General features: G+C 39.7%; 17 protein-coding genes, 1 pseudogene and 2 riboswitches. Of the genes and pseudogenes, 11 read left to right on the forward strand and 7 right to left on the reverse strand.

From position 1 onward, the window contains the following. Positions 1–199: 199 nt before the first annotated feature. The 4 genes from AC6CIB_RS01485 to recQ all read left to right on the forward strand — a co-directional run bounded on the left by AC6CIB_RS01485 (position 200) and on the right by recQ (position 3,342). Positions 200–331: a YuzL family protein gene (locus AC6CIB_RS01485; RefSeq protein WP_374053978.1), complete on the forward strand. Its 132-nt coding sequence runs from the start codon at positions 200–202 to the stop codon at positions 329–331. 238 nt (positions 332–569) lie between these two features. Continuing rightward, the gene (locus tag AC6CIB_RS01490; RefSeq protein ID WP_034758928.1) at positions 570–785 is read left to right on the forward strand and encodes a cold-inducible protein YdjO-related protein; all 216 of its coding nucleotides are present in this window, start codon (positions 570–572) and stop codon (positions 783–785) included. 156 nt (positions 786–941) lie between these two features. Next, on the forward strand, positions 942–1,073 hold the full coding sequence (locus AC6CIB_RS01495) for a hypothetical protein (RefSeq protein ID WP_498277563.1): 132 nt from the start codon (positions 942–944) through the stop codon (positions 1,071–1,073). A gap of 139 nt (positions 1,074–1,212) precedes the next feature. Further along, the gene (gene recQ / locus AC6CIB_RS01500) at positions 1,213–3,342 is read left to right on the forward strand and encodes a DNA helicase RecQ (RefSeq protein ID WP_498277564.1); all 2,130 of its coding nucleotides are present in this window, start codon (positions 1,213–1,215) and stop codon (positions 3,340–3,342) included. 63 nt (positions 3,343–3,405) lie between these two features. Here the strand turns inward: recQ and AC6CIB_RS01505 are convergent, their stop codons facing one another. Next, the gene (locus tag AC6CIB_RS01505) at positions 3,406–5,007 is read right to left on the reverse strand and encodes an ABC-F family ATP-binding cassette domain-containing protein (RefSeq protein ID WP_498277565.1); all 1,602 of its coding nucleotides are present in this window, start codon (positions 5,005–5,007) and stop codon (positions 3,406–3,408) included. A gap of 436 nt (positions 5,008–5,443) precedes the next feature. Between AC6CIB_RS01505 and AC6CIB_RS01510 the strand changes: the two genes are divergently transcribed. From AC6CIB_RS01510 to AC6CIB_RS01520, 3 genes are all read left to right on the forward strand, one after another. After that, complete coding sequence (locus AC6CIB_RS01510) at positions 5,444–5,722, forward strand: YkvA family protein (RefSeq protein WP_498277566.1); 279 nt, start codon at positions 5,444–5,446, stop codon at positions 5,720–5,722. Positions 5,723–5,903: 181 nt separating this feature from the next. Beyond that, positions 5,904–6,329, forward strand: a complete 426-nt coding sequence (locus tag AC6CIB_RS01515; protein ID WP_498277567.1) for a DUF4395 domain-containing protein — start codon at positions 5,904–5,906, stop codon at positions 6,327–6,329. A 427-nt stretch (positions 6,330–6,756) separates the two neighbouring features. Continuing rightward, positions 6,757–8,691 carry an endonuclease MutS2 gene (locus AC6CIB_RS01520; RefSeq protein ID WP_498277568.1) on the forward strand — a complete coding sequence of 645 codons (1,935 nt, stop codon included), beginning with the start codon at positions 6,757–6,759 and terminating at the stop codon, positions 8,689–8,691. Positions 8,692–8,761: 70 nt separating this feature from the next. Here the strand turns inward: AC6CIB_RS01520 and AC6CIB_RS01525 are convergent, their stop codons facing one another. Further along, positions 8,762–9,490 (reverse strand): ZIP family metal transporter, encoded by a 729-nt coding sequence (locus tag AC6CIB_RS01525; protein ID WP_498277570.1) that lies wholly within the window; start codon positions 9,488–9,490, stop codon positions 8,762–8,764. A 136-nt stretch (positions 9,491–9,626) separates the two neighbouring features. Here AC6CIB_RS01525 and AC6CIB_RS01530 point away from each other — a divergent pair, with 136 nt between their 5' ends. Both AC6CIB_RS01530 and AC6CIB_RS01535 read left to right on the forward strand, forming a co-directional pair. Then, positions 9,627–10,160, forward strand: a complete 534-nt coding sequence (locus AC6CIB_RS01530; RefSeq protein ID WP_498277571.1) for a YhcN/YlaJ family sporulation lipoprotein — start codon at positions 9,627–9,629, stop codon at positions 10,158–10,160. A gap of 110 nt (positions 10,161–10,270) precedes the next feature. Beyond that, positions 10,271–11,491: an MFS transporter gene (locus AC6CIB_RS01535; protein WP_498277572.1), complete on the forward strand. Its 1,221-nt coding sequence runs from the start codon at positions 10,271–10,273 to the stop codon at positions 11,489–11,491. Between the two features lie 624 nt (positions 11,492–12,115). Here the strand turns inward: AC6CIB_RS01535 and AC6CIB_RS01540 are convergent. After that, positions 12,116–13,408, reverse strand: coding sequence for an NCS2 family permease (locus tag AC6CIB_RS01540; RefSeq protein WP_498277573.1), 1,293 nt, complete (start codon positions 13,406–13,408; stop codon positions 12,116–12,118). Positions 13,409–13,482: 74 nt separating this feature from the next. Continuing rightward, positions 13,483–13,583: riboswitch (purine riboswitch) on the reverse strand. 215 nt (positions 13,584–13,798) lie between these two features. Between AC6CIB_RS01540 and AC6CIB_RS01545 the strand changes: the two genes are divergently transcribed. After that, positions 13,799–14,656, forward strand: coding sequence for a CvfB family protein (locus tag AC6CIB_RS01545; RefSeq protein ID WP_148994017.1), 858 nt, complete (start codon positions 13,799–13,801; stop codon positions 14,654–14,656). A 104-nt stretch (positions 14,657–14,760) separates the two neighbouring features. Here AC6CIB_RS01545 and AC6CIB_RS01550 read toward each other — a convergent pair whose 3' ends face one another. Then, positions 14,761–15,981: an MFS transporter gene (locus tag AC6CIB_RS01550; RefSeq protein ID WP_498277574.1), complete on the reverse strand. Its 1,221-nt coding sequence runs from the start codon at positions 15,979–15,981 to the stop codon at positions 14,761–14,763. An 851-nt stretch (positions 15,982–16,832) separates the two neighbouring features. Continuing rightward, positions 16,833–17,948 carry a glycosyltransferase family 2 protein gene (locus AC6CIB_RS01555; RefSeq protein WP_498277575.1) on the reverse strand — a complete coding sequence of 372 codons (1,116 nt, stop codon included), beginning with the start codon at positions 17,946–17,948 and terminating at the stop codon, positions 16,833–16,835. A gap of 307 nt (positions 17,949–18,255) precedes the next feature. Between AC6CIB_RS01555 and AC6CIB_RS01560 the strand changes: the two are divergent. Next, positions 18,256–18,531: pseudogene (locus AC6CIB_RS01560) on the forward strand (phytoene desaturase family protein); the annotation flags it as partial. Between the two features lie 58 nt (positions 18,532–18,589). Here AC6CIB_RS01560 and AC6CIB_RS01565 read toward each other — a convergent pair. Both AC6CIB_RS01565 and msrA read right to left on the reverse strand, forming a co-directional pair. Further along, positions 18,590–18,742, reverse strand: coding sequence for a hypothetical protein (locus tag AC6CIB_RS01565; protein ID WP_498277576.1), 153 nt, complete (start codon positions 18,740–18,742; stop codon positions 18,590–18,592). Positions 18,743–18,822: 80 nt separating this feature from the next. After that, positions 18,823–19,362: a peptide-methionine (S)-S-oxide reductase MsrA gene (gene msrA, locus AC6CIB_RS01570; protein WP_498277577.1), complete on the reverse strand. Its 540-nt coding sequence runs from the start codon at positions 19,360–19,362 to the stop codon at positions 18,823–18,825. 287 nt (positions 19,363–19,649) lie between these two features. Further along, positions 19,650–19,847, forward strand: a riboswitch (cobalamin riboswitch). Positions 19,848–19,932: the final 85 nt, after the last annotated feature.

A 19,932-nucleotide genomic window follows, 5' to 3' on the forward strand; every position in this document is an offset into this window, starting at 1 on the left:
TCTTAAAGATGGTGAGGGGAACTACGTAGACTCCGGCGGGTTTTGGTCGTGCCGAGACCCCGTTCGGCTAAGCTGAGGAGGATCGGCCGAACGCTAGCTGCAAGCGGAGCAGTTCCCTCACCATCCAGCACAAACTAATGGACAGATCCATACATATATTGGAATGGATTTGGGCAAGGTAGGAGTGGAGGTGAAGCAGATGAGCAACAAGAAAAAAGATCCATCAAAAGCTGTGCTTGGTTCTTCTCAAGTGGAAGGACAAGGTACGACCAACCAGGAATTATCAGGTGGAGTAAAGGCTCCTTCTTCAAGAAACAGAAAGAAAAAATGATGAAGGATTTTTTTTTCTTCCTTCATTACATATGGTGCGTTTGTTACCTTTACTAAGGAGTTCATATATTAAATTGGAGTCAAGTATGGTATAATGGAAACAATCGCAGAAATTGTTCGATTTCACTAGCTTCACATAACTGACCACATACTATCTGCAGCATAAATTACCACAATCATTATTTTCCTGTTAGAAAGCATAGCAAGGAAATCCTACTTACCTTAAAGGAGGACGTTCAATGGCTTTTGGTCGTAGAAATCAAGTTGAGGAAGAAATTAAAACAGAGGAAACAAAGATTTGGGCTTGTTCCGCTGAAGATTGTAAAGGCTGGATGAGAGATAACTTCAAAAGTGAAGATACACCTAAGTGTCCGCTTTGTAAAGAAGATATGGTGACATCTACTAAGGTATTACAAGTTGTAGACAATCCACATCCAACAATGAAATCATCCTAATGGATCGTAAAGAACCAATCAATCATTTGATTGGTTCTTTTTTTTGTCGAGGCCAAACAAGCCTCATCTTCTTAGTGATTTTTTGAAAAATTATTAAACTCTTTTTTTACATTTGAATAGGATGTAATGTATTTATGTATTAAAGGAGGGAGCACCATGTCTAACAAGAAAGAGAAAGAAGTTAAAAGTTCTTCAAATGAGAGTAGAGAAACTGTATGGGATAGCTTTTGGAAGCCGTCAAAGCCAGTTGAAGTAAATAAAGAAGAAAAAACAGTCAAGTGGTTTTAAGTTAATGATAAGGTTGTACATTACGTGTATGAATACGAATGTACAGCCTTTTGTTTAAAAAATGGGAGCCCCCTATTGGCACGTTCCCCGTTCTGGAATACAATAAAGGGATAGGAATGATTTATTGGGAGGGGAAAATGTGATCGTAGAAGCAAAACAAGTATTAAAGCAGTACTTTGGATATGACGAATTTAGAGAAGGACAAGCGAGCATTATCGAATACATACTTGATGGAAAAAACACAGTAGGAATCATGCCGACAGGAGGAGGTAAATCGCTCTGTTACCAGATTCCCGCTCTAATGCTTGATGGGGTTACACTCGTAATCTCTCCACTCATATCTTTAATGAAAGACCAGGTGGATTCGTTAATACATCAAGGGATTCCAGCAACCTATATTAATAGTACGCTATCGAATAGTGAAGTAGACACCAGGATGCAAGAGATTTCTTTAGGTGAATACAAACTCGTTTATATTGCTCCTGAAAGGTTGGAATCATTTGGGTTTATTCGATTCCTCAATACCTTACCGATCCCCCTTGTAGCTGTAGACGAAGCCCATTGTTTATCCCAATGGGGTCATGATTTCAGACCAAGCTATTTAGGGATTTATAACGCTGTTAATCAACTACAATCAAATCCCACCATTCTTGCTCTGACCGCGACTGCAACTCCACAAGTACAAGCTGATATCCTTCATCATTTGCATATTCCAGATCAATATAAGGTATTAACTGGTTTTCAACGGACGAATTTGTTCTTCCAAGTTGTAAAAGGTGAAGATCGTAAGCGTTGGGTAGAGAAGTATGTTCAAAAAAATCAACAGCACTCGGGCATTATTTATTGTGCAACTCGAAAGGAAGTGGAAAATCTTTATCTGCATCTTCAGAAAAAAGGAATGTCTATTGGCAAATATCATGGAGGACTATCTGATACATTGAGACAAGAACAACAAGAAGCTTTTCTGAATGATTCGATAGCGATTATGATTGCCACCAATGCATTTGGCATGGGAATAAACAAATCAAATGTACGTTATGTGATTCATTATCAAATTCCTAAAAATATGGAAGGATATTATCAAGAAGCAGGAAGAGCTGGTCGTGACGGAATTGAAAGTGAATGTGTTCTTTTATTCTCACCTCAAGATATCCAGACCCAGCGTTACATTATCGACCAAAATATAGTGAATCAAGAACTGCATGATAATGAAATGCAGAAACTGCGTGATATGATTGACTTTGTCCATACAGAAGCATGCTTACAGAACTATATTTTATCGTACTTTGGAGAACAGGTTGATCATGCTTGCGGTCATTGCAGCAATTGCTTAGATGAAAGAGAATCAGAAGATGTAACGACAGCGGCTCAAATGGTATTGTCCTGTATGATGAGAATGAATGAGAGATTCGGAACTTCACTTATTAGTGGTGTACTCACCGGTTCGAAAGGAAAGAAAATATTGGAGTGGGGGTTTGACCGGTTATCCACGTATGGCTTAATGAAGAATCAGTCCCAGAAGGAAGTTGGGTTGTTTATCGATTACTTGATTTCTGAAGGTATCATACAAGTTGAAGGTGGGAGCTTTCCTGTGTTAAAGGTTTCCTCAAAAGGGAAAGAAGTGTTAATGGGAGATAGAAAAGTTGCCAGGAAGGTTCAACCAACGGTTTCTGCTATCATCCATAAAGAAGATGGCTTGTTCCAAGCTCTTCGGATTCTTCGTAAGTCAATTGCAGATTCAGAAGGGGTCCCACCATTCGTTATTTTCTCAGATAAGTCTTTACAGGATATGTGTGTGAATATGCCGAAAACACCTGATGAATTCCTCCAAGTGAGCGGGGTGGGGGAAAACAAGCTGATTCGTTATGGAGAAATTTTCATCAAGGAAATCTCTTCCTTTATAGATGAAAATCCAGAGCATGAAGTCGAAGTGATCAAAACTGCACCACCACGCAAGACAAGTAAATCTGACATGGCTTCTTATTTGATCAGCTATGAGTTATTCAAGGATAACAAGGATATTAAAGTCATTGCGAAAGAACGGGGAATGAGTACAGCAACGATTGAAAATCACATTATCCGTGCCTATCAGGAAGGCATCACGAATGACTGGACCATCCTCTTTACAGAAGAAGAAGAAACACTTATTGAAGACGCTGTCCAGAAAGTAGGGACGCACCTCTTAAAGCCCATTAAAGAAGAATTACCGAAAAAAATAGGCTATTTTCAGATTAAAGGATACTTGGTTAAACATGGTCAATATGAATGACCGTGTAGCGAGAGAATGAAAAAAAGCAGGTGCCATCAGGCTACCTGCTTTTTCTGGTTCACATTAAGCTTTCATAGAAGCTTTCATCTCAAGAAATTCGTCATAAGTCGTTTCTTTATCAATGACACCATCTTCGGTGATTTCAATGATGCGATTCGCAATGGTTTGAATGAACTGGTGGTCATGAGAAGCGAAGATCATCGCACCTTTGAAGTTAATCAATCCATTATTCAATGCAGTAATAGATTCTAAATCTAAATGGTTTGTTGGTTCATCTAATAACAGAACATTTGATCCACTTAACATCATCTTGGATAACATACAGCGAACTTTTTCTCCCCCTGAAAGGACACTTGGCTTCTTCAATACTTCTTCCCCTGAGAAAAGCATGCGACCCAAGAATCCGCGAAGGAATGTTTCACTCTCATCTTCCGGTGAGTATTGACGTAACCAGTCCACAAGGGAAGGTTCATTTCCTTCAAAGTACTTGGAGTTTTCATTCGGGAAGTAAGCTTGAGATGTCGTCACTCCCCACTTGAATGTGCCGCTGTCCGGTTCCATTTCACCTGCAAGGATTTTGAAAAGAGTCGTTTTGGCAATTTCGTTTGCTCCCACAAGTGCGATCTTGTCTTCTTTATTCAGGATAAAGGTAACATTGTTTAAGACCTTTACTCCATCGATCGTTTTTGTAAGACCTTCTACACGTAGAACATCGTTTCCGATTTCACGCTCAGGCTTGAATTGTACATAAGGATAACGACGTGAGCTTGGCTTGATATCGTCCAATGAGATTTTTTCCAATGATTTTTTACGTGAAGTAGCTTGTTTCGATTTAGATGCATTTGCACTAAATCGGGCAACGAATGCCTGAAGCTCTTTGATTTTTTCTTCCTTCTTCTTATTCTGGTCTTGAGCCATTTTAAGTGCTAATTGACTGGACTCATACCAGAAATCATAGTTCCCGACATAAACTTGGATCTTTCCAAAGTCAAGGTCAGCAATATGAGTACATACTTTGTTTAAGAAGTGACGGTCATGTGATACGACGATGACTGTGTTCTCAAAATGAATTAAAAAGTCTTCTAACCACTGAATCGCTTGAATGTCCAAGTGGTTGGTAGGCTCATCCAGTAAAAGAACATCCGGCTTGCCGAATAGTGCTTGTGCTAATAATACTTTTACTTTTTCTCCACCTGTAAGTTCGGACATCTGTTTCGTGTGAAGATCTTCGTTGATTCCTAAGCCTTTTAGTAGGATTGCAGCTTCTGATTCAGCTTCCCAACCGTTAAGCTCGGCGAATTCACCTTCTAATTCTGCAGCTCTCATGCCATCTTCATCAGAGAAATCTTCTTTCATGTAGATGGCATCTTTTTCCTGCATAACTTCATATAAACGGGTATGCCCCATAATGACAACTTTCAGCACTTCATATTCTTCATATTCGAAGTGATCCTGCTTTAATACAGCAAGCCGCTCTCCTGAACCCATTGATACGTGGCCAGTCTGCGCTTCGATTTCTCCTGAAAGAATCTTTAAAAATGTTGATTTACCAGCACCGTTTGCTCCGATAAGTCCGTAGCAATTCCCTGGATTAAACTTTATATTCACGTCTTCGAATAGCTTTCTATCACCAAAACGTAAGCTTACATCTGATACTTGAATCATGTGTGATATACCTCCTAATACTCAATCTAAAAGATTATAACACGCGAGTATGCTAAAAAGATAGAGTGTTAGCCGGAACAGTGAGAAATTTACCGGCTATTTCATAAGCGGATGAAGGATTTGGAATGGAGAGAAGGGTGTTGAGGTTGGGGTGGTAGCACTGGTTATAGGGAGAAGCAATAGATTATTCTGTATGAGATGATTTTTGGCTCATTTCCGACCAGTGGTAAAGACCCCCGGCCCAAATACATATGGGCCGGGGGGTCTTTACCACTGGTCGACCTTTCAGCTTTGCTGAAAGGCGAGGGAAACATCCGTTTCCCTCGAATGAGCCAAAATCGATGCTATCTATTAGCAGATGCTAATAGATACGAAATCTTCCCTAATTTAGTTTGCTATGCTAACGTTATAAAGAAAGATTGGTGATGAGAGACGAATGATGAGGTTTATGAAGCGGGTGAGGTTTCTTTTTAATATTCGGAAATCGGTTCCGTTTTTGGTTGATTTCTTTCGATCGAAAGAGGTTTCGGTTTTTAAGAAGGTATTGTCAATAGGGATTGTTGCTGTTTATTTCTGGCTGCCTTTTGATTTGATTCCCGATGTTTTTGTTTTATTTGGAATTGTAGATGATATCGCTGTATTTACATTTGTGCTTCAGCTTATCGTGAAGATGGCTCCTGAGGAATTAAAGAATCGTTATGAATACAAGAAATGATCGAATTACGTTACACAACTGCAGAGCTTTCCCAAAATGATACAGCCAAACTAGCAATCATAATGAGAACCGGAATCAGCCAAAAAATAGGCGGCTGATTTCGGTTTTTTCTTTTGATTTTTTCTGAGGAATCCACTACAATATAATTACTTTAATTCCAATCAGAAAGGTATGAATTAAAATGGCATCACCTTCACTAAATTCAATACCGAAACCTTTAGTTCAATTAAACCAGTGGTTCATCGTTACAACTGTAGCCATTTCATGGATGTTTCAAATAGAATTCTTCTTATTGCTTCCATTTATGGTGGGGTCATCAGCTATGATATTTAAGTTCAATCCCGTCATAAAGGCAGGGAGGAATTTCTTAAAGAAAGAGCTTTCATCGTATCCTCCTGAAGACGCTGATCAGCAGCAATTTAACAACATGATTGCCGTGATTTGCTTAGGAACAGCGATTATGAGTGCTCTGGCTGGATGGAGCACAGGATTCTACATTTTCTCAGGAATGGTATTCCTCGCAGCGTCCATCGCACTTGGGGGATTCTGTGTCGGTTGTTTTATCCGTTTTCAATGGAAAAGGTTCCAATATAAAAGGTCTGTATAGTAGCCTATTGACAATGAATCCCAGACATCGTAAACTATTTATGAATTAAAATATTGTATACAAAGGGAGTATGTTCTATGTTAGGTGTCGTTCTTAACTAACCGTGAAATGAATACGGACATTTTGTAGGCAATAGCCTTAAAAACAGGTTATTGAATAAGCTTATTTAACCTTGCCTTCAAAGTGTAGTTAAGAACAATGGTCATAGCATACTCAACCCTTTAATAGGAGAGCTGTGTCTTTGTGCACAGCTCTTTTTGTGTACATGAATCAGGAAATCTGTGTAGTCGTTTCTAACTTCTAGTTATAAACGATTCACGATTTACGTAGACACATGCGATTATTATTGGCAAGTCAGTATACGAGTGAGTAAGACCACAATGGACATTGTTCGTTGTGGTCTATTTTTTTATATGGAGGAGAAAACATGAATGAAAAGACGTTTCAAACACTAGAATTTAACAAAGTGAAGGAAGACTTGACACGGCATGCCCTTACAGTAGAGGGGAAAAAGGAATTAGTGAACATAATGCCATCAATCAACAAACGCCAAATTGAAATGCGTTTAGGTGAAGTAACGGAAGCCGTAAGTATCCTGGAAAAAAGTGCAAGTATACCGATTCATGCTTTGGATGGCGTTGAAAACATTGTAGCAAACCTGAATAAAGGGGTGCCTTTGAAACCAGATCAATTTACAAGCCTCTACTATTTTCTAGATGCATGTAAAAAAATAAAAAAATTCATGGAGGATAAACAATGGGTGGCTCCAAGGGTATCTTCATATGTTTATTCGATTGAAGATATCCCTGAGATTGGGGAAGAAATCAATCGATGCATCCGTAATGGAAGAGTGGACGATCACGCCAGTAAAGAGTTGTTAAGGATTAGAAAACAAATGGGGATTCAAGAGGATCGGTTAAAGGATAAAATTCAAGCGATTGTAAAGTCAGCTAAATATAAATCATTCCTACAAGAATCGATTGTTAGTCAGAGAAATGGCAGGTATGTTCTCCCCATCAAGAAAGAATACAAAGGAAAAATGAAAGGAGCCGTATTAGATTCATCTGCTTCAGGATCGACTCTCTATATTGAGCCTGAGGAATTAAGCATTCAGCAAGATCAGCTATTATATTATAAACTTGAAGAAGACCGTGAAGTTGAGAACATCCTTTGGATGCTAACAGGGTTGGTTCAAACGTACGAACCACAATTAAAACTGGCGATTGAAACGATGGTGCATTACGATGTCCTATTTGCAAAGGCGAAATATAGCCGCTCCATTGATGGGGTGAGCTCCATAGTAAATGAAAATCACCAAATACATTTAAAAAATGCGGTTCATCCCCTCCTTGGAAAACAGGCAGTACCATTATCCATTCAGATGGGGGAGGATTTTAATGCGTTAGTCATAACAGGGCCTAATACTGGAGGTAAGACAGTCGCCATTAAAACGGTGGGCCTTCTCACCCTCATGACCCAATGCGGCCTTCATATCCCGGCAGCAAAGGGTAGTGAAATCAGTATTTATCAAGATATTCTTTTAGATATAGGGGATGGTCAAAGCCTTCAGCAAAATTTAAGCACATTCAGCTCCCATATAAAAAATATTATCGATATATTAAAGGATACAAATGATCGAACCTTGGTTCTGTTAGATGAGCTAGGTTCCGGTACGGATCCCCTTGAAGGAATGGGGCTGGCCACAGCCATCCTGGATCAATTATATGAAAAGGGAGCCACGATACTCGCAACTACCCATTACAGTGAAATAAAGCATTTCGCAGAAGAGCATGAAGGCTTCGTGAACGGGAGTATGGAATTCAATATTGATACATTACAACCAACTTATAAGCTCATAGTGGGTAAGGGAGGCGAGAGTCAAGCGTTTGCCATTGCACTAAAGCTGGGAATGCACCCTGAAATCATTGAAAAAGCTCATGAAATTACGTATAGAGAAAAGAAATGCTATGACCTGGGAGAAATCAATTATCATGCGAAAAAGGAAATGGAAAAACAGGTTATCGTAAACAAATATAAAAAAAGGAACCGTAGTAAATCTTCATCAAAGGGGGAGAGTGGAGGTCAATTATTTAGGAAAGGTGATAATGTTAAGATTTCATTGAGTGGAGAATTCGGGATTGTATATGAAGGACCAGATGATAAAGGAGATTACACGGTACAAATTAAAGGTGAAAAAAGAATAATTAATCATAAACGTCTGGATCTTTATGTTTCGGTGAAAGAGCTATACCCCGATGGTTATGATTTTGATATTATCTTTAACAGTAAAGAAAACAGGAAAAAAGATAAGTTGATGGGAAAACGATTTGTTGAAGGTTTAACGATAGACCATGACGAATAAACGTAAAAACGTCCTTAAGCAAATGCTTAAGGACGTTTTTACGTTACCAAAGGGATTAAACGGAAATGGTTTACGACAAGTTTGTCAGTATATAAGAAAGTATGATTCCTAATGAAGATAGAAATCCGACAATGGGCCCTCCTTCTTCAAACGCCTCTGGCAGCATCGTAGAGGATACCATGGCTAATAATCCGCCTGCCCCGAACGCTCCGATTATGTAAGATATGCTTTCCGACGCATCCTGTAAGAGTGTATACCCGAGCAAGGAGCTAAGGGATGAGAGAACGACTACGCTTCCCCAGAGGGTAAGAATTTTACTTGTACTATAATGATCAAGCTTGAAACCGATACTGCTTGATAATGATTCAGGTAAGTTACTGATGAAAATGGCGATGATAAACACCCATTGTATTGGTTGGTCTCCTATAAAGCTGACTCCAATAATGATGGATTCGGGTATTGCATCCATTATGGTTCCTACATATATAGCTAATCCTGAATGACCATGGGGATTCTCCTTTGCCCTCTTTCTTTCACTTCCCCCCTTTTTAGAAATGAAGATTTCGAAGAGAGTGAATAAGAGCGCCCCTAGTAAGAACATAGATGTGAGATGGAGCAGGTTTGCTTTACCTTCTGCCTCACTTAGTAAATCAAAGGTGGCAGACCCTATGATCAACCCCGTTCCTAATGCCATAATATAAGCGACAATTCGTTTTGATATGTGCAAATAAATCCCCATAACAGCTCCGATTAGTAAGGATATACTGGCAATCCCTCCCCATAAAGCAGCCTGGAACATTTCTCCACCTCCGAAAACATTCTACATAAGGAGTTTTCCCTTAATGTGTGTTGAATTAAACGCTAAATCAGTTTTTGAATAGTTTTAAAGGACTGTGGAGATAGTAAGGGTGAATAATATTTAGGAGGTAGTCAATTTGAAAAAATATCTATTGATGTCCCTTTTGGGATTAATGTTCATGAGCATTGCAACTGGTTGCGGTATGGGGAATGACATGAATGAAGAAGGACAAGAAATGAATAACCGGAATTTGGAAAAAGTGAACTACAAAAACGATCAGGCTAATCGTGATTATGTAAATAATCGTGAGTATGTAAATGACGGAACAATGAGAGAGGATTATTCACTTGCCAAGAAAGAGGCAGATAAAGTGGCTAGTCTTGATGAGGTTAAAAGCGCTAATGTGATGACAACAGACCAAAACGCGTATGTAGCAGTGGTACTTGAAGATAATATGAATGAAAAAGTTTCAAAAGACTTGGAGAAAAAGATTTCAGACCAAGTGAAAAGTCAAAACGGAAATATAAATAATGTTTATATTTCAACCAATCCTGATTTTACTGATCAAATGAGAGATTATGCAGACAAAGCAGAGAATGGAAAACCTATTGAGGGACTAGGTGAAGAGATTGCAGAAATGCTGAGACGCGTTTTTCCGAACAGAGGGTAATATAAAAAAGCCGAACTTTACTTCGGCTTTTTTTATTTGCCTGTAGGAAATGGACAGGGAATTCAGTATACTATTTAGAGTAACGAAATAAAAGGAAGGAGTGACAAAATTTGGCCCAGGCAGCTGTGAAACCCCTTAAGAATCCTACTATTTACGGTATTCTATTAGCCATTAGCTCTGGTCATTTTATAAATGATACGTTACAGGCAGTTGTTCCGGCTATGTTTCCAATCATTGAGAAATCCTTGCAACTGAATTATACCCAAATTGGTTGGATTGCATTTGCACTCAATATGACATCTTCATTGTTGCAGCCTGTATTCGGTTATTATGCGGATATACGTTCAAAACCTTATTTACTTCCATTAGGAATGCTATCAAGCTTAATTGGTTTGGTGGGATTTGCATTATCCGGTCATTTTTTATGGATAATTTTATCGGTGTTATTCATCGGATTCGGCTCTGCCATCTTTCATCCCGAAGGTTCCAGGGTAGCATATATGGCAGCCGGAAACCGCAGGGGCCTGGCTCAATCGATTTATCAGGTAGGTGGGAATACCGGGCAGTCACTTGCCCCATTGATTACGGCATTTATATTTGTTCCATTTGGTCAAAAAGGGGCATTGTGGTTTTCCATAGTAGCAATCTTAGGGGTCATTGTTTTAGTTCATGTATCCAATTGGTACTCTGAACAATTACGTTCTAATGAAAAGATGATCCGTCATAACAAGACAAACGTGAAGAAAAAACCGATTCATAGAAGAATTAAATGGGCAATGGTATTAGTAGTGTTTTTAGTGTTTGCCCGTTCGTGGTATGGAGCTGGTTTATCCAATTACTACCAGTTTTATTTAATTGAAGATTACGGTCTTTCAATTAAAGAAGCGCAAGCATACATTTTTGTATTTATGTTTGCGGGAGTACTGGGAACCTTTTTGGGAGGGCCGCTTTCAGACCGTTTTGGAAAAAGGAATATCATTTTCTTTTCAATGTTAGGTGCTGCCCCGTTAACCCTTGCTTTACCTTACTTATCTTTAAGTATTGTCTATCCATTTATCTTTTGCATCGGGTTTATTTTGTCTTCAAGCTTTAGTGTAATCGTGGTGTATGCACAAGAGCTTTTGCCGCAAAAAATTGGAATGGTGTCAGGACTAACGGTTGGACTTGCCTTTGGAATGGGAGCTGTAGGTGCAGTCATCTTCGGGGGATTGGCCGATCTATTCACCATTCGTTTCGTCATGATCCTTTGCAGTTTTCTCCCACTACTAGGGATGATGACATTCCTGCTTCCTACCGACGAAACGGTACAGGGGTTCCATAAAAATCTATAAAAAGAAATGGCTTTCTTCGTAAAGTATGTTGCTATTTTAGAGAAGAAAGTAGTAGTTGATTTCCGCTGCAGGATGCTCGCTTTCCGCGGGGCGGGCGGTGAGCCTTCTCGTCGCTGTGCGCCTGCGGGGTCTCACCTGTCTAGCTCCGGTGCTTAGGGGCTCGAGGTCATAAGCCGCCAACTCTGCCAAAAAGGCAAAGAGCGCCTTTTTGGCAGACTCGTCTTATGCTTGTCGCCCCTGGGCAAAGCCCCTCCACTTTTAGAACTGTCCCGCTTCTCCCGCAGGAGTCGAGCACCTGCAGCGAGAAACAACTTTCTAAGCATGATTTTATTATAAATCTACTTTTAGAAAACAACCTCTTTTAAAGAAAGCAGAGGTCGATTTCATCTTGTCTTTAGATTATTTTTTGTCCCTTTTAAGCTCTTTCACGAAAAATTTCTTATAGATGGTGAGGGGAACTGCGTAGACTCCTGCGGAAAAACGGGCGTGCCGAGACCTGATCGGCTAACTGAGGAGGCTCGGCCGTACGCTAGCTTCAAGCAGAGCGGTTCCCCTTATCAGACAAACTTTGCGAAAACGCCAAAGAAAAAGATAGTGAATGCCATCGCACTCACTATCTTCGTTTTAAGAAAAAGCAAAGTAAACCATGAATAATGCACAAAGAATATACATGATCGGATGAACGTCTTTCCATTTTTTCAACGAGATCATCGCTAATGGATAAAGGACAAACCCTAAGGCAATCCCGGTTGCAACACTGAAGGTTAAGGGCATCATAATGATGGTTACAAATGTTGGAATAACGATTTCCAAGCGACTCCAGTTAATATGCCTTACTTCGGTAGCCATTAAAGCACCGACAATAATCAATGCGGGTGCTGTCACCTCAGGAGTAATAACAGATAATATTGGAGAAAAGAAGAGAGCAATAGAGAAACAGAAAGCAATCACAATAGAACTAAATCCCGTTCTGCCTCCAACGGCTACTCCTGCAGAGGATTCTACAAAGGAGGCTGTCGTTGAAGTCCCAAACATCGCTCCTGCAACTCCGGAAGCGGAATCAGCTAAAAGAGCTCTACCTGCATTCGGGATCTTATTATCTTTCATTATACCCGCTTGACTGGCAACAGCAATCAATGCCCCTGCAGTGTCAAAGAATGCTACAAATAGGAATGTGAAGATCACCGCCATAATTTCAAGGGTGAAAATGTCACCTAAATGAGTAAAAACAACTCCAAATGTAGGCTCTAAGCTAGGAACCTTACCAATAATGGAGTGAGGCACCCCAATCTTCCCGGTAATCATACCCAGGACGGTGGTTGCGACCATTCCGTAAAATATACCGCCCCGAATGCCTCTAACTAACATCATCAATGTAATAACGAATCCGAAGACTGCAAGGAGTGTAGTAGGAGAAGAAAGATTTCCGATCGAGACAAAGGTTTCTGGATTGGCAACCACAAGTCCTGCATTTTTAAATCCAATAAACGCTACGAAAAAACCAATTCCACCTGCAATCGCGTATTTTAAATCCTGTGGAATGACATTGATGATTTTCTCGCGTATTTTCATGACACTTAAAATCATAAATATGATGCCGGCCACAAATACTCCGGTCAGTGCAATTTCCCATGGAACGCCCATTCCGATACATACAGAAAAGGTGAAGAAAGAGTTAAGTCCCATGCTGGGAGCAATACCTATCGGGAAGTTTGCAAGTATCCCAATTAGAAGGGACCCTACAATCGCCGACAGGGCAGTAGCCGTAAATAATGCGCCTTTATCCATTCCCGCCTGACTAAGAATGATTGGATTGACGACAAGAATATAGGCCATTGAAAGGAAGGTCGTTACCCCTGCTAACGTTTCTTTTCTATAAGTTGTCCCTCTTTCAGCAAATTGAAAGAATGTTTTCATAAATAACCCTCCAAGTAGAAAAATAAAAAAACTCTGGTCCCAAATCAACCAGAGTCATATCCATAGGATAAAATAATCGTGTTACTTTATCTTGTAGACAAGCCATTTAAGGTAGCTGGTAGAAACGTTCAAGCCGTATTCTTGAACTTATACAAGGTGTATGAGATTTTGTTATAATTGAATTAGAAGCATCATATCAAGTCACTTTCATCGGGTCAATGGAACCACTAAATGTTCGTGAATTCATTATTTTCTAAATTGATGGTTTATTATAAAAATCGCCTCATGTACTATACATAATCAGTTAAAAAAGCTATATTTAGTGAATATAAACGTTGAGTAGAGAGATGACTAAGTTAATACTTAATTGAAATAGGAGGAAATAGAATAATGTCTTCTTTAAAACCAGGTACGGTAGTGGATTTATTCGTTGATCATGAAGTACCTTATGGATTCTTTCTAACGAATGAAATAGATCGTGTGTTACTGCACCATTCTGAAATAACAGAAGAAATTCAAGAAGGAGATACTGTGAAGGTGTTTCTTTATCATGATAAGGATGTTCGCCTTACAGCCACAATGCGTATCCCTAAAGTACAAGTCGGTGCTTACGGATGGGCTGAGGTAGTGGATAAACGGGAGGATTTGGGCGTTTTCGTTAACATTGGACTTCCTAAGGATATTTTAGTCTCAGCAGATGATCTTCCTAAATTCCTGGAACTTTGGCCAAACCCGGGTGATCAGTTGTTTTTAACACTGAATCGTGATAAGCAGGACCGCTTATACGGACGACTAGCCACTGAAAATATCATTGAACAGGTGTCTAGAAGAGCATCTACAGAAATGATGAACGCAAAAGTGCAAGGACGAGTATATCGACTACTGAGGGTAGGAACCTTCTTCTTATCCGAACAAGGATATCGTTGCTTCGTTCACGAGAATGAACGCAAAGCGGAGCCAAGACTGGGAGAGCTGGTTGAAGGGAGAGTCATCGACGTTAAGGATGACGGGAACTTAAATGTATCGTTCTTACCGTTAAAGCAGGACAAAATGCTGGATGATGCGGAGGTCATTCTTGAGTATCTTGCAGAAAGAAATGGAGCTATTCCTTTTTGGGATAAGAGTCAGCCGGATGACATCAAAGATCGCTTTAATATGAGCAAAGCTTCCTTCAAACGAGCTCTTGGAAAACTCATGAAGGAAGACCGGGTTTATCAAGAAGAAGGCTGGACTTACTTAAAAAAGTAAAAACAATAACGGGGAGGCTTGTCCAGAGAGTGTGGCCCCTCCCTGATTTTCTCGAACATATATAAAAGAGTGCTGACCATAACTGTCAGCACTCTTTTTATATATTATGTTTCTATATGTTTCACATTTTGTTGGCTTTCTTGTATACTTACGGATTTAATAGGCAGGAGCGTGCCGAGTAATGCGATGAAAGCACATCCGATCAATACAGAGGAATATCCTGTCACTGCAATTGTGGATAACACTCCGAACACGACAAGGTCCAGGCCAGAATCTACAATGGATAGCAAGGAGATTGTCGTCGCCCTGATCCCGGACGGAATCAAATCATTGCTTAATTGAGCGTATATCGGATAACGGATGGCTCGAACGAGTCTTAATACGAAAAAAGATCCTAGAACAATCCATAATGATGAACCAAACATAGCGGATAATAGTAAACCTGCTACGGCTAACAAACCAGATACACTCATAAGCTTCACCCTCGAAACCTTTGCAGTCATCCATCCAATGGAATTAGAAGCAAGAAAACCCGTGACTGCCGAAATCGCATAAAAAACACCAATTAAATAAACAGGCAACCCTGCCTCCTTCATCAAGGGCTGATCAAAGTATTGATAAACAGCACCTGCAGGAATGAAGACCAATGTTACGTTTAGAAACATCAGCAAAAGCTCCGGTGCTTGACGAATCACGCGCAAACCACTTTTAATTTGAGAAAAAGGATTCTCTCTATTGAAGGAGTCCATAGAGGGCTGCTTAATCTTGAGGACGAAGAATACCTCTATTAAATGGAATGCTAAACCTAAGATAATGAGTAGATTAAATTGGCTGTCAGCTAAATCTTTAGCTAAATAAGAACCGAATATAACCGCAATCAACATACTGATAAATGTGGCAGATTGAATTTTGCCCATTGCATGTTCCATGCGATTTTCTTCATTGGATTCTTTGAGTGAGTCATAGATAAGAGCCTCATCAGCCCCGGAAAAAAAAGTCACGCTAAACCCATTTATAAAGCTGTATAAGAAAAACATCCAAGGCTCATAGGCAAATAAAAGAAACACAATACTAAGGATTTTAAGCACAGATCCAAATAAAAAGGAATACTTTGCCCCAAACCGATCAGCAAACATTCCGGTTGGAACTTCTCCAATTAAAACAGCTCCACTCCAAAGCATGAGTAGAATCAAAATTTGAGAAGAAGTTAATCCTCTTTCAAAATAGAATAAAGTCAAGACTGGTTGAAGAAAACTGATCGTACCAAAAAAAGAAATCCAAAATAGCATCCGGATATTATAGGATGCAATCGTTCGTTTGTCCATATATGTCTCCTGCTTCCTAATGTTGTACTATTTGTCCCGGAAGAAGGAGCGTCGTTTCATGTATAAGGAACTTAAACGTTCACTCCTCCTTGAAATGTTGAAAGTGTTTTGAACGTTTTTTGCATGTTATTTCCTCCTCATAATTGATGCAATTAGTTTAGCATAATGATGAGAAAAAGAAGAGACTTATTTGTTCGACAATTATCTACATATGGGTTATATGGAAGAAGGAGGGAACTAGAAGAGGGAACCGAGCAAATCGGGTGATGTATGGCTATTGAAGTGGAGGACTTCCTCGGTTCTTATCATTTAAAATGGTCTAATTTTTAAAAATTTATTCACTATTTGTAAAATGGTTAGAAATGTGGGGACTTAGATTCCCTGATGGGCGAGATTTTGACGGAGAATATTGAACCATTATCTTTACGATACTTATTCGATTGTAGGGCTGCACGAGAATAAGGGGTAGGTTAAATAAAATTCCCTTATAGGAACATTACCCAGGACTCGACTCCATTATTTAGAATGAAAAAGAATGGTGTCGGTATCATTTGCAACCAGTGGGATAATTCGGCACAATTCAATTCGAGAAGGAAGGCGATCCGACCCTGTTGAGAAGAGAGACCGATTTCATTCATATTGACACCACCACGAAACCATCCCCCTGCACCAGGTATTTATTTCTTCCATTTTTTAATCTTCAAAAACCGAAACATGCCACCCCCGGCTTTCAGTTCAAGAGGCTGAAAGATGGGGGACAACCTTTGGAGTTGTTTGGGGGTCAATCCGGATGTCAAAAAGGAAACAACGAAATGAATACTTACCCATGCGAAAAATATTAAAAAGGATGATCATTTCATCTTTTCATCCTTCCCTTTCTCTAAATAGACGTATCGATCCTTCCACTTTGTGTTTTTCGTAAAAAATGTTGTAAACACCGAGTGGGAAAAGGTCATCAGGAAAAATAGAATATGGACTGGAAATAAGAGCGTCTCAAAAATGGTGAAATTTCCAATCCTACTAAGGATGAAATACAAGTAAACACTTAAAAAAAAGTACTGAATCATATAAATATATGGGTCTGTCCATACCATTTCCGGCGAATGTATGACAAAAGAAGTGAGAGAGATAATCCACATAGAAGATAGTCCCAAAAGGATGATGTTTGTCGATCTTGCCCCGGAAGCGAAACTCTTCGACCACCCGTGGAATAACTCACTCAAACCGTTCCCATACATTCTCATGGATATGGCATTGCTTCCGCTGACTGCTTCCACTAATTCTCCACCTTTTTTTGCACGTTGACTTAATGCAAAATGCTCCACCATATCTCCTTTGATTGCTTCGTGCCCACCGATTCGCTGATATACATCTCTTGAACACAGGAAGCACTGACCAAACCCACCCGAAGGTCTGACCAATCCGGAAAGGAGATGGGTGACACTTGTTGCGGCGAATACCATTAAATGAAACATCATGGATAATGTCTCATATCCACTATTCATCTTATGATAGGGATGAATGCTCAGAACTCCCTGACATTGTTGTCGTTGATAAGTCTCGCATATTCTAAGAAGTCCTGCTTGCTCGAACCATGTATCTGAGTCAACAAACAGTAAGAATTCACCCTTTGATGCTTCCGCCCCATTCCAACAAGCCCAAGATTTTCCGTTCCATCCATTTGGAAGAGGAGGAGTATCGACGACTGTTGCTCCGAACCCTTCAGCTATAGCCTTCGTTCGATCCTTCGATCCATCATTTACAACGATCACTTCAAACGGCTGAATAAATTGCTTCTGAATACTCGTTAATAGATTTCCAATCGTCAGTTCTTCATTTCTGGCAGGAATGATGATGGAGCATTTTTTTACGAGAAAACTATTCCTTACATGAATGGACTTTTTGACTGTAGGGATTCTAGTAAAAAGGAAAACGGTAAGAATAACAGACCATAACCAAATAAACATTTTTTCACCCTCAAATCTTTTGATTTTACCGACATTTTAACCATTTTCGTTATAGGTAATACCCTTATTCATCAGGATTGGATGTTTTGTGTGTATTAATTCATGTCAAATTTTTTTGGGGTCATACAAAATGGGCAAATGGAAAGTTGAATAGGCGTTCAGTCGAAAACGATCTTTCTCGTGAGGAGGAAATGAAATGAATAAGAAAGTAATAGTAGGAGGTGGAGGATTAGGAGGTATGTCAACAGCGATCCGTCTTGCCTCAGAAGGATATGACTTACGATTGTCGAAAAAGGGCGTAACCAATTTAAGGGATCATATAGAATACGAATATTCCTTCACTCCAAACGACCTTCAAACCCTTTATGGGGCAAATGGTGGATCGATCTATGGTACTGTCACAGACTGAAAGCTTAACGGAGGGTTCAAGATTCCGAATAAGAGCAGAGTGCTCTCTAATATGTACTTTGTGGGGGGTTCAACCCATCCAGGTGGAGGTGTACCAACGGTCACGCTTTCTGGACAACTTACGGCGGAATGGATCTTAGATGAACAAATGAAGGTAAACCATTTTATTGGATAAAGTAGAAGAAAGGTAATGCTTTGATTCATGATAACCATCACCTTATTTATTTTCACTTTCATTTTGAACTATGATTATCTACCGTATCTGAATTATTCACTTTCGCCTCGTCTTCAGCTGGATAGGGATCAAAGAAGTTCACTAGTTTCCCTGGACCTTCATATCCAACGACTTGCACTTTATGTTCTTTAACGTGATCATTTTTCTTCATATAAAAACTCCTTTCTGCCAATTAGTTTGGCGAAAGGAGTTTTTTTCATTCTCTCGGTAGGATAAATTTTATTAAAGCCTTTAAGCTTTTGGGTTTTCCCAATGACTCTCAATAAATTCGTCACGACCTGATTTCGCCCGGTCTTGTTTATATTCATCGGGATTCTTTTTGTAGAACTTTTGATGATATTCTTCTGCCGGGTAGAAGGTTGAGGCAGGGAGAACCTGTGTGACGATTGGTTTTTTGAATCGTCCGCTTTCTTCTATTTCCTTCTTCGTGTTTTCTGCTAATTGTTTTTGATGTTCGTTGTGATGGAAAATAGCTGTGCGATACTGGTCACCGCGGTCATGGAATTGTCCTCCATCATCAGTGGGGTCAATTTGCGGCCAGTATAATTCTAATAATCTTTCATAGGGAAAGAGAGCAGGGTCGAAGGTGATTTGAACAGCTTCATAATGTCCGCTGTTACCGGCTTTAATATCCTGATAGGTAGGGTTTTCAAGATGGCCCCCTGAATAACCTGATACTACGTCAATAATACCCGGTAGTTCATCAAATGGTTTTACCATACACCAAAAACAACCCCCGGCAAAAGTAGCAACCTCTTTTTTTTCATTCATTGCGAAAACCTCCTATAAATGTGCCACTCTAAAGTAGTAAAGCGATAACTTGAAACAGATTCTATCATGAAAGGCAGGAAGCGACAATCAATTAGCTTCAAACTCTTTGCCTATATGGTTTAACTCACATAATCCAAAGCTCTTTTCCTATTCGGTTGCCCAAGCACACGATCAACTTACATTATGCAGGTTCAATCATCCCGCAAATTTCAACAAATTCATAAAAATCAATTCACTAACGATGATAACTTGTGTATAATTCATGTGAACGCAACAATTATTACATATGATACGAGATTAGGTGAAGCGGAGGTTTCGGTAGCAAACTTTGTTGCTTCATAATAGGGAAGTTGGTGTAATTCCAACGCGGTCCCGCCACTGTAAATGGAAGTGAGCTGTATGAATGCCACTATACCAATAGGTATGGGAAGGTGCAGCAAACAATGACCATGAGCCAGGAGACCTGCCTAATGTCTTTCGCACCAAACTACGCGGATAGAAAGGTGTAATGTGCATGGTTAACGGTCCAAAACCTTTTTATGCATCTTACACAACATCTCTAGTCCCACT

The organism is Rossellomorea sp. GQ25 (assembly GCF_059758515.1).